11 protein-coding genes and 1 pseudogene are annotated in these 10,864 nt (G+C 50.6%); 8 read left to right on the top strand and 4 right to left on the bottom strand.

All coding sequences use genetic code 11. The annotated features are described in order from the left end of the window. The coding region (locus tag ACEW8P_RS04505) for a S8 family peptidase (RefSeq protein ID WP_373511914.1) at window positions 1–1,015 on the top strand (1,015 nt) is incomplete at its 5' end. Here ACEW8P_RS04505 and ACEW8P_RS04500 read toward each other — a convergent pair. Continuing rightward, complete coding sequence (locus ACEW8P_RS04500) at window positions 1,005–1,544, bottom strand: NUDIX hydrolase (protein WP_373511913.1); 540 nt, start codon at window positions 1,542–1,544, stop codon at window positions 1,005–1,007. The two genes, ACEW8P_RS04505 and ACEW8P_RS04500, sit on opposite strands and share 11 nt — an antisense overlap. Window positions 1,545–1,623: 79 nt before the next feature. Here ACEW8P_RS04500 and ACEW8P_RS04495 point away from each other — a divergent pair, with 79 nt between their 5' ends. Continuing rightward, window positions 1,624–2,550, top strand: coding sequence for a DUF2911 domain-containing protein (locus ACEW8P_RS04495; RefSeq protein WP_373511912.1), 927 nt, complete (start codon window positions 1,624–1,626; stop codon window positions 2,548–2,550). A 179-nt stretch (window positions 2,551–2,729) separates the two neighbouring features. Here the strand turns inward: ACEW8P_RS04495 and ACEW8P_RS04490 are convergent, their stop codons facing one another. The 3 genes from ACEW8P_RS04490 to ACEW8P_RS04480 form a co-directional block, all read right to left on the bottom strand. Further along, entirely contained in the window at window positions 2,730–3,725 is a 996-nt protein-coding gene (locus ACEW8P_RS04490) for an SDR family oxidoreductase (protein ID WP_373511911.1), read from the bottom strand. A gap of 218 nt (window positions 3,726–3,943) precedes the next feature. Next, the gene (locus ACEW8P_RS04485; protein ID WP_373511910.1) at window positions 3,944–4,282 is read right to left on the bottom strand and encodes a four-helix bundle copper-binding protein; all 339 of its coding nucleotides are present in this window, start codon (window positions 4,280–4,282) and stop codon (window positions 3,944–3,946) included. A 163-nt stretch (window positions 4,283–4,445) separates the two neighbouring features. Continuing rightward, the gene (locus ACEW8P_RS04480) at window positions 4,446–5,039 is read right to left on the bottom strand and encodes a C40 family peptidase (RefSeq protein WP_373511909.1); all 594 of its coding nucleotides are present in this window, start codon (window positions 5,037–5,039) and stop codon (window positions 4,446–4,448) included. Window positions 5,040–5,593: 554 nt separating this feature from the next. Between ACEW8P_RS04480 and ACEW8P_RS04475 the strand changes: the two genes are divergently transcribed. The 6 genes and pseudogenes from ACEW8P_RS04475 to ACEW8P_RS04450 form a co-directional block, all read left to right on the top strand. Beyond that, a complete protein-coding gene (locus tag ACEW8P_RS04475; RefSeq protein ID WP_373511908.1) occupies window positions 5,594–6,205 on the top strand; it encodes a fumarylacetoacetate hydrolase family protein in 612 nt (203 codons plus the stop codon). Between the two features lie 23 nt (window positions 6,206–6,228). Beyond that, window positions 6,229–8,163: a M23 family metallopeptidase gene (locus ACEW8P_RS04470; protein WP_373511907.1), complete on the top strand. Its 1,935-nt coding sequence runs from the start codon at window positions 6,229–6,231 to the stop codon at window positions 8,161–8,163. Further along, complete coding sequence (gene bcp / locus ACEW8P_RS04465) at window positions 8,160–8,609, top strand: thioredoxin-dependent thiol peroxidase (RefSeq protein ID WP_373511906.1); 450 nt, start codon at window positions 8,160–8,162, stop codon at window positions 8,607–8,609. The genes ACEW8P_RS04470 and bcp overlap by 4 nt, the downstream gene beginning before the upstream one ends. 105 nt (window positions 8,610–8,714) lie before the next feature. After that, window positions 8,715–9,572, top strand: coding sequence for a transketolase (locus ACEW8P_RS04460; RefSeq protein WP_373511905.1), 858 nt, complete (start codon window positions 8,715–8,717; stop codon window positions 9,570–9,572). A 53-nt stretch (window positions 9,573–9,625) separates the two neighbouring features. Further along, the gene (locus tag ACEW8P_RS04455; RefSeq protein ID WP_373511904.1) at window positions 9,626–10,666 is read left to right on the top strand and encodes an AAA family ATPase; all 1,041 of its coding nucleotides are present in this window, start codon (window positions 9,626–9,628) and stop codon (window positions 10,664–10,666) included. After that, a pseudogene (locus tag ACEW8P_RS04450) lies at window positions 10,660–10,864 on the top strand (hypothetical protein); the annotation flags it as partial. The gene ACEW8P_RS04455 and the pseudogene ACEW8P_RS04450, both read left to right, overlap by 7 nt.

Below are 10,864 nucleotides of genomic sequence, written 5' to 3'. Positions count from 1 at the left end.
CAGCGTGTACGACAATCACCCGCACGGACTCAACTGCCTCTCAATTATCGGAGCCGAGCAGCCGGGCCTGATGGTGGGCGCGGCCTACAAAGCAAGTTTTGCGCTCTATCGCACCGAAAACGATTTCAGCGAGACGCCCTACGAAGAAGCTACCTGGATACTGGCTGCCGAACGCGCCGATAGCCTGGGCGTGGATATCATTTCCAGTTCGCTGGGGTACAATCTGTTTGACAATCCGGTGTACAACTACACTATTAGCGACCTGGACGGTCGGACTGCCCTCATTACTAAGGCCGCTCTCCACGCCGCCCGCAAGGGTATCTTGGTCGTCAGTTCGGCGGGCAACTCCGGCAACGACCCGTGGAAGTTCATCACGCCACCCGCCGACGCAGATTCCGTGCTGGCTATTGGTGCTACTTTCTCGAATCGTAGCTACGCCCCTTTCAGCTCAATCGGTCCCACGGCGGACGGACGGATCAAACCCGACGTATCGGCGCAGGGAGTCGCTACTATTATTGGTAACTCTGCCGGGCTCGCTACTTCCGGGAGTGGTACTTCGTTTTCTGCCCCGCTCGTTGCGGGTATGGCGGCGGTACTATGGCAAGAGTTTCCGTATCTGACTGCTCAACAGTTGATAAAAGTCCTTCAACAAGCCGGACACCAGGCGGCCAATCCCGATGTCTTACTCGGTTATGGCGTCCCAACCATCCAGCGGGCCGAGGAAATTGTTCGCCGAGAGTACGCGCCTTTGGCCGTGGAACCCGGTGCATTGCTTAGTGTAGCGCTTTACCCCAACCCTACGCGAGAAGAAGTGTACTTACGTTTTAGTGAGAACAAAGTACCTGCTGCCACCGAAGCGCAAGTTTTGAACGCAGCGGGGGTAGTTTTAACCTCTGCCACGCCCGTTACCGAAGCCAATTTCCGCTTACCAGTCGCGACGCTGGCGTCGGGTTTGTATTTTGTAAAGATCACAACGCCGCAGGGAGTTCGGGTGTTGAAATTTCTCAAATACTAGGTAGCGTCTTCCGCTGCATTCGCAGGACACTTTCGGAAGGATTGTACAATCCCACCTCGTCTATTGGAACCCAGCGAACCTCTTTTGACTCGGCGTTACGGACGGGTTCTGCCTCTGGGTTTGCTCCCAGCAAGAAACGGATGTCGTAATGGTAATGGCTGGGCTCACTTGGGCGGGAAGGAATGGAATGCACGTCTATGTCGAAAATTGTTTTTTCTATGGGATGAGGCTTTACGCCAGTTTCCTCCTCGGTTTCTCTCATCGCAACGCGCAAAACATCCGGGTCGCCGTCGCAGTGGCCGCCCGGCTGAAACCAGCGGTTCAGTTTGCGGTGATGCATCAGCAGTACCCGCGAACGATCGGGTGACACTACCCAAGCTGAAGCCGTAATGTGGCCAATCATTAAAGTACGCTCGAAGCAGTCGGGATGGGTTTCCACAAACTCAATGGTACGCAGCCACATCGCCCACTCGTTTTCGTCGCGGGGGACGTGGTTATTCAACATCTTGAGCAAGGCTTTGCGCGGCATGGAAGTAGGGTTTGTAGCAATAAATGGCTAATTTTGCGCTTTATTTCAACAGTTCATCAATACACAAAAATCAATTTCTATGAAAAAGTATTATTTGTCATTTGCGCTGATCGTAGCCATTATGGGAACAGCACTGGCGCAGCGCACCCCGCAGCCTAGCCCCGCAGCCAGCATTATGCAAACGGTCGGCGTGACGGACTTCACTGTAACTTATTCCCGGCCGTCAGCCAAGGGCCGCACCATTTATGGCGATAGCACCGCAGTTGTTTCCTACGGACGTACTTGGCGGACGGGCGCCAACGCCGCCACTACGCTGGAAGCTTCTACCGACTTTATGTTTGGCGGCAAAAAAGTACCAGCGGGCAAGTACTCGCTCTTCTCCATTCCGCAGGGTGGTCAGTGGACGGTGATTCTGAACAAAGACACCAAAGCCAGCGAAAACAGCTACAAAGAGTCCGGCGACGCAATCCGCGTGATGGCAATGCCCGCTTCTTCGCCCGAATTTATGGAATCTTTCACCATTGGCTTCTCCGACGTAACGGATAGCACCGCCCACATGAACATCGGTTGGGGCCCGGTCAACGTACCCGTTCCCATTGAGGTTATGACGACCGACATCACGATGGCCGCGATGAACAAAGCTGTGATGGAAAAGCCCGAAGATGCAAACACGCTGCAAAACGCGGCGGGTTACATGCTCTCCAAAGGCAAGAATCTGTCACAGGCACTTGCAATGGCTGATAAGGCCATTGGCTTGAAAGAAACCTTCCGCAATGTTTGGCTGAAGGCGCAGATTTTGGCTAAAATGGGTAAAGTTGCTGAAGCCGTACCCTTGGCGCAGAAGGCACTCGCAATGGGCAAGTCGTCCGGCGACAGCGCGTTCAGCTTCATGGGACCGCAGATCGAAAGCGGACTCAAAGGAATGCAGGCCATGCTGCCCGCCGGGGCTGATGCCGCTTCGGGCATGATGGACAAGATGAAAGGCAAGAAGGGACGTAAGAAGTAATCCTCCTTCCCTTTTCCAACAAGAAGCCCCGCCGTTGTCAACGGCGGGGCTTCTTGTTGGAAAACCTAGCTTAGATCACCCATTTTTTGCGATTTTACAGCCAAGAAATTTGTGCTTTATCTCATAAAGCCCATCCAACTTCTCCAAAATCGGAAGGCGGGCTACTGCTCGGAATAAGTTTATTTACGGCTGACGATCAATCCAATAGTTACCGCCGCTAGCGAAATCAATGTGCCCCAAGTGGCCAGTTTGTGGGTGGTGGCCCAAGTTTCGGGGCTAAAACTCCACGAATTGGTGTCGAAAGTACCGTGTGCCCCGTGGTCGCCGGGGAGCGGTTCATAGAGGTTGTTCTTGCGATCGGGGTCTTTCGGTTCGTCGGTTTGCTGGCCTTCGTAGCCTGTGGACCCCAAGAATTTATCCAGCAGGCCGGGAGCGATCTTGTTTCCAATGATGGACTCTACCGTCGGGTACCCTACCCGCATTTCACGGCGAGGATTTTTGGCAATGTAGGCAATGGCTTGTGCTGCTACTTCGGGTTGATAAATGGTACCCATTGGTTGTGGCTTGTTGGGAAGGTAGCTTTTTACAAAACCAAACTGCGTGGTGTTCATGGCGGGTAGTTGTACCATGCTGAGGTTGACCTTGCTTTTGTCGTGAAGTAACTCCGCCCTCAGCGAATCGAAGAAACCCTGAATGCCGTGTTTGGCTCCGCAGTAGGCGGACTGCAACGGGATGCCACGGTACGCCAGCGCCGAACCTACCAGAATGACATTGCCCCGGTCGCGTGGCAGCATCCGCTTCAGTGCCGACTGCGTCCCGTACACTTGCCCGAGGTAAGTGACCTCCGTCACCTGCTTGAAATCTTTCATTTCCAGTTTTTTGAAAGGTCCGAAAACGCTAATCATGGCGTTGTTGACCCAAATGTCGATGGGTCCAAGTTCGCGCTCGATTTGGTCGGCAGCGGCTTCGACCTGGTCGGGTTGCGATACATCGGTGGGGATGGCGAGCGCCTTGCCGCCGAAGTCTTCCACTTCTTTCTTTGCGCCCTCCAGCCCATCTTTTCCTCGGGCCAATAAGCCCAGGTTAGCGCCCTGCCTGGCGAATTCTCGGACAATGGCACGGCCCAATCCGGCGGAGGCACCGGTAACTACTACTACTTTTCCTTTGAATTCCATAAGTCAATTTTGTATGAGAAAATGAATGGTTACGCTTTCGTGAAACCAGGGCCTTACCGCTCGGTTTGTTAGATAAAATATCTTGCCACTCGCTTCATTACTATTCTGCGCGATGATGTTGTCTTTTAGTACAAGTATATTTTTCCTCCCAAAAACAAGAGCCGCAGCAAATTTGCTACGGCTCTTGATATGTCGTCTCAAAGCTGCGGTATGCGAGACTACGCTGCCGCCATTTCGCGGCATGCCTTAGCGCATTTGCGGCAGGCTTCGGCGCACTTCCGGCAGTGGTCGTGCATGTCGGCGTGCTTCTCGCATTCTTCGGCGCAGGCTTCGCAGATCGTAGCGCACAGTTCGCAGGCTTGCTTGGCGTATGGACTACCGAGCGACATGAATTGCACCGTGCTGTGGCAGATGTTCATGCAGTCGATGTCGGTGCGGATACACTGGGCCATCATCTTCACATTGTCTTCCGAAAGACAGCCGTCGATGCAGTTGCCGCAGGCCACGGCGCATTCCTGACAGGCCTTGATGCAATCTTCCATTTGTTGCTTTGTCATGATATTTGGATTTTTGGGTGAATAATTTGTTTGAAACGTTACGTCGCAAAATTATCTTCCTAATCCCCGCTTTCTTTATAAAATTACAACTCATGCCTGCAACATTTCAGGGCGGTTGGGGGTATTCTCCCAAAATACTGCGGTTGAGAAAGGAAAAGACAGATCAAAATGGCCGCAACGCCTTCACAAATCGATTCTTAAAGTACTTGGAATAAAGGTTGTCTTCGATCACGCCTCGTGACGAGGAGGCATGGATAAACCGAATGTCGCTTTTTCCCCGCACCTCGGTCACGATGCCCGCGTGCGACACGTAGCCTTCCTCACCGGATTCTGGTACGAAGAAAATCCAGTCGCCGGGTTTGATGTCTTCTACACGATCGACATTGCGGCCAAACTCGGCCTGTTGCCATGAAATACGGGGTACTTTAAAGCCCAAATTGTTATAAACCGTGCAAATCAACCCTGAGCAGTCGATGCCCAGATTGTCGTTTCCACCCATCAGGTAAGGTGTTCCGGTATAGTTCCGCGCGCCTTTAATGACTTCGGTCACGTGCTGAGCGTAAGGCCCTGTCGGGCGGCTGACGGGTTTGCTGGAAACACCATTTTTTACGGTCGGGCGGGCGGGTGTCCTGGCCCGGCTCACCGTTTTGCTGCGTTGATTGGGTGGAACGTAAGGAGAGCTTTTGAGAACAGCGCAGGAAATGAGTGTGGAGGAAAGGAGGAAGGAGGAAAGCAGGAAAGGAACGGATTTTTTCATGGGGCTGTGGTAGTTTTTTTTCAAAAATAACGACTCGTTTAGAAAAACTAGTCTTTGTAAACAATAAAAAAGGCCAATCCATGGTGGATTAGCCTTTTTTATCAAACTATTCGTCGTGGCATAACGAGCGTAGCCGAAGGGCTCTTTTCATTTTGATTCTTGATATACCTTGTCCGCTTTCGACATTTGCTGTTTCAAATCCCGAATTCTCCTGTCGTCGGCCCCTTGCTGTTCACCAGGATCAGCTGGTTACGACCCGAAAATGGCACCCTCTGACAAGCCACGACAAAGAGGAAAGACACCAAGGCGGCGATAATAAGTTTTTTCATTTCTAACAGGTGATTGATTTGGTTTTTATCAAAATTTCGTCTGCATTCAACGCAGACGCTGAACGAAAATTTGATAAATAGTATGCCACAAAAACGAATTGTCAGTAGTTTTGCCCGAAATCAGCGTTGTGAAAAAATATCAAAAGTCGAAGGCTAAGCCCTGCTTAGAATAGAATTACTTAACTCTCAACTTTCCACCGCTTAGGCGGCCCTGTCTCAACTAAAATGAAGGTTATCTGCGTAGGTCGCAATTATGTGGACCACATTGAAGAACTTAATAATGAGCGCCCCGACGCGCCTGTCATTTTCATGAAGCCCGAAACCGCCGTGCCGCGCCGGGGTGAAGACTTTTACCATCCCGATTTCTCGGAGGATATTCATCACGAGGTCGAGATTGTGGTGAAGATCAATAAGGTGGGAAAAAACATCGAGGAAGAATTTGCGCATAAATATTACGACGAAGTCGGCGTCGGCATTGACTTCACCGCCCGTGATCTGCAATCGAAGCTGAAAAGCAAAGGCTTGCCCTGGGAATTGGCCAAAGCGTTCAACGGCTCAGCCCCGGTGTCGGAATTCGTCCCCAAGAGCCAATTCGCCGATATGCAAAACATCTCGTTCAGCCTGGAAGTCAACGGCGAAACGCGGCAGGAAGGAAACACTTCGTTGATGCTTTATCAGATCGACTACCTCATTTCGTTTGTCTCTCAGTATTTTACCCTGAAAAAAGGCGACCTCATCTTTACCGGAACGCCTAAGGGCGTCGCTGCTGTAAAGATCGGAGATAAGCTATCCCTTGCCATCGAAGGCAAAGAAATGCTGACATTCAGCGTTAAGTAAATTTGATTGATAGATTGAACTCAGTGAATAGATTTGTGTGGTTGGCAGTTTTTGCCCTTATTTCTTTTTCCTCTTTCGCTCAGAAAGAATCTTATCCCAAAAATTATTTCCTCTTCCCCGTTACGCCCGGTCAGCCCAATACGCTGGCGGGTGTCCTGGGCGATTTGCGGACAAACCATTTCCACGGTGGACTGGACATTCGCACGCAGCAACGTGAGGGCTTGGCGGTGTACGCGGCGGCAGAGGGCTACATCTACCGGATAGCCGTGCAGGGCGGCGGCTACGGCAACGTGATTTACTTGCGGCATCCCAACGGCATGACGACCGTCTATGGGCATTTGCAAAAATTCTCGGAACGATTGGCTGACTACGTACGCAGCGAGCAGTATAAGCAGGAGGATTTCTACGTAAATCTTTATCCTGAACCCAACCAATTCGTGTTCAAGAAAGGCCAGATTATGGCTCTTTCCGGTAATACGGGCGGCTCAGGCGGTCCGCACCTGCACTTTGAAATCCGGGATTCTAAGGACAACCACCTCAATCCTCTGTACTTCGATTTTAGCGAGATAAAGGATAATACGCCGCCCGCTTTCTGGAACGTGGCCCTGCGGCCTGCCACCATCGACTCGCGGGTCAACGCGCAGTTTGAGCGACAGGTTTTTAAGACGGTCAAGCAAAAAGACGGTGCTTACCGCATCACGCAGCCGATCCGGGCGACGGGTGAGGTTGGCATCGAGTTGCAAGCTTACGACTACATGACCGGGACGGGCTTCCGCTACGGCCTGCACTGCATCGAAATCCGGCTGGATGGCAAGGAGATTTTCACTTACAACATGGAAAAATTCCCCAGCGACGTTTTCCGTGACTACAATAACCTCATCGACTACCGCACCGACCAAGAATCTGGCGCGCGGTTTTACCGCTGCTACAATCCCGACGGCAACGTGTTCGATTTATACAAAACGGGTCCCTATCAGGGCAGGCTTTACATAAAAGATACGCTCGAACACGAGGTGACAGTCAAGATTTTCGATTCGTTTGAGAACTCGTCGCAGCTCAGTTTTAAAATACAGGGGGAAATCAATTCACCCGAGCCGGTAGATAGGGGAAACGAATCTGCCAGCGGAATGCTTTCTGCCGAACTAGAGGATAATGTGCTGAAAGTCGTCGCTCCAAACTACCAAAGCGAATCGCCCTTTGCGACCTTCTTCTCCGAACGGCTGCGTATCCAAAAAGACCTGGCCTACTACCAGGGAAGGAACGCTGTTTTTCTGGCCGACCTGCGCCAATTTATGCCCGATTCGGTACAGGTGGGAGATAAAACGCTGGCGTTGAACTACCGAAGAAGCATTCCGCCCGGTAAGATTTCGGAGTATGCCCGCGACGGCGTCGTGATCCGCTTCGACTCCACCACGCTTTTCGACACACTGCACCTCGCGGTGCGGCAACGCTACAATATGCTCACGATCAACGAGCCTACGATCCCCTTGCGGCACTACATGGATGTCCGCTACAAACCGGAAGGTGTAGTGGCGCGGCGCGAACGGACGGGCGTCTATCGTTACGATGAGGGCAGCTACCGCTACGTGGGCGGCAACTGGCTGGGCGATGTCATTGCCTTTCGCACCCGCGAACTGGGTACTTTCGTAGTCATGGCCGACACTATTCCGCCCAGCGTCAATATCGTTGAACACAGCAAAGACCGTATCCGGGCCTATATCGGTGATGATCGCTCGGGCATCAGTAGCTTCCGGGCGCTGGTAAACGGGAAGTGGGTTTTGATGAATTACGAGTACAAAAGCCGTTACCTGTGGTCAGAAAAACTCAACGAGGACGAACCCTTTGCGGGAGAATTGGCCCTGGAAGTGACGGACAGGGCCGGAAATAGTACTATATTGCGGGTCGAAATTGAAGAACCGAAACCTAAATCAGCCCCTCGAAAACGCCGCCGAAGATGACCCTCCAGCCAGGTGACCCCGCCCCCGACTTCCACGCCAAAGACCATGATGGCAATGCCATTTCCTTGTCCGATTTCAAAGGCAAGAAACTCGTTCTCTATTTTTATCCCAAAGACGACACGCCCGGTTGCACTGCTCAGGCCTGCGACCTGCGCGACAACTACCAGCAAATGCTCTCTCAAGGCTACGCCACAGTTGGCGTAAGCGTAGACGACGAAAAGTCGCACCGCAAGTTCATCGAAAAATACGAACTACCCTTTCCACTCATTGCCGACACCGACCACGCCGTGGTAGATGCCTACGGCGTATGGGTAGAAAAAAATATGTACGGCCGCAAATACATGGGTACCGCCCGCACCACTTTTGTGATTGATGGAGAGGGTAAAGTAGAAGACATTATCAGTAAAGTCAAAACCAAAGCACATACCGAGCAAATTTTGAATTAGTGAATGATAGAAAAGCAGCATAGTTTTCGATTCTAGTGCGAGAGCCCGACCGGAAAGGTTTTGTTATTCACTCATTCACTCATTCTCTCATTCAAAATTGACAACATGGAAATCAAAGAACTAGAAAAAGTCGCCTCCCAAGTACGCCGCGACATCGTGCGGATGGTACACGCCTGCCAATCCGGCCACCCCGGTGGCTCGTTGGGCTGCACAGAATTATTCGTCGCCCTGTATTTTGAACAAATGCATTTGAAAGAGAAGAACGGCGAAGTAGTTTTCGACATGGACGGCAAGGGCGAAGACCTGTTCTTCCTTTCCAACGGTCACATTTCACCCGTTTGGTACAGCGTACTGGCCCGCAAGGGGTACTTTCCCGTAAAGGAACTGGCCACTTTCCGGGAAATCGATTCGCGTTTGCAGGGCCACCCAACTACCCACGAAGGTTTGCCTGGCATCCGCATCGCCTCCGGCTCTTTGGGACAGGGCAACTCGGTGGCGATGGGCGCGGCCCTCGCTAAGCGACTCGACAAAGACGACCACTTGGTGTACGTCCTGATGGGCGACGGTGAGCAGCAGGAAGGGCAGGTTTGGGAAGCGGCCAGTTTCGCGCCTCACCACCACATAGACCACCTCATTGCCTTCATCGACCTCAATGGCCAGCAAATCGACGGCCCTACCGTGGAAGTGATGAACAACCGCGACCTGGGCAAGAAGTACGAGGCTTTTGGCTGGGAGGTAATGACCATCACGCAAGGCAACGACATGGCCGAAGTGGTAAAGGGCCTGACCGAAGCCAAAAGTAAGGCCGGACATGGCAAGCCCGTCATGGTACTTTTAGAAACTGGCATGGGCTACGGTGTGGACTTCATGATGGGTAGCCACAAATGGCACGGCGTAGCACCGAACGACGAGCAATTGAAAGCTGCGCTGGATCAGTTGGAAGAGACTATGGGGGATTATTAATTTAGTTTCCCTTCGGCTCCGCTCAGGCGGGGTCGCCCGAGCGATGACAAAAGATGAAGCTGCAAAAACTCCATATCAAGAATTACAAATCCCTCGTCGATCTGGAAATCGTCGAGCCGAATCCCTTTACGGTTTTCGCCGGGCCGAATGGGGCGGGGAAGTCGAATATTTTTGAGGCGTTGGAGTTTGCTAAACTTGTCTACGAATGGAATGGGAAAAGTGCATTAAGGTTATTCGGAGGTAGGGAGAACATCAAAAGTAGAAGTAATCTAAATAGATATTCACAAGATCAAGATATTGAAATAGGTTACTTGACAGACAATTTCACAATTAATTTCAAAGAGAGTGAAGACTGGTGGAACATAGAATTAATACCAAAAGACACGATACACAAGACTTTGGTACAGGAGGGTATAGTAGTCAAGCCTTATAGCAAAATAAATGAATCGCTTTCTAGGCAATATAGCTTTTTGTTTTTCTCCTCATTCAGTCGAATTTTTGTTAAGAACTCAGAATTAGTCCGTATAAAAGAAATAAGTGATGAAAAATTAAGTCTTGATTGCTCTAACCTAGAAACAGTTTTAAAGCGACTTCTGGAAGACAAAATCAAGCGAGAGGATGTTACAGAGTATTTGGAACTATTTATTCCGGGTTTTGAAAAGATTGAGATTGATTCAAATAACCTATCTGGTACGGATACTTTGTTGATTTACGAAAAGGGAATAAATAAACCCTTTACCAAAGACCTAATTTCCGATGGTACTTACAATATTCTCTGTCTCTTAACGGCAGTCTTCCAATCGGATGAACCCCAATTTCTGTGCATTGAAGAACCTGAGAACGGCTTGAATCCGTATGTGGTTCAAGAATTTGTCGAATTATGCCGATTAATGTGTGAGGATTACGAACACTACATTTGGTTGAACACGCATTCTCAAACGCTGATAAGAGCACTCAAAGAGGAAGAGTTGATATTGGTGGATAAAGAGAATGGGGCGACGAAGATAAAACAGTTTGAGCCAGGGGGATTTTACGACTTGAAGGCGGACGAAGCTTTGCTAACCAACTCACTAGGTGCTGGAATACCGTGGTAAAAATTGGGTTTATTTGCGAAGGAAAGATTGAGAAAAAGATTGTTGAGTCGGAGAAGTTTCAAAAGTACCTCTCCAAATTGGGAATCGAAATTGTCGGAGAGATCAGGGACGCAGGTGGAAACGGTAATTTATTACCCCAAAATTTGCCTGAGTTCACCAAGCCTTTAATTGACAAGGGTGCTGAAAAAATAATAGTTC

Origin of the sequence: Persicitalea sp., from assembly GCF_041751555.1 — a bacterium.
GTDB lineage: Bacteria > Bacteroidota > Bacteroidia > Cytophagales > Spirosomataceae > Persicitalea.
The sequence above is the reverse complement of the archived record's forward strand: the minus strand, read 5'-3'. Positions and strand labels throughout refer to the sequence as shown.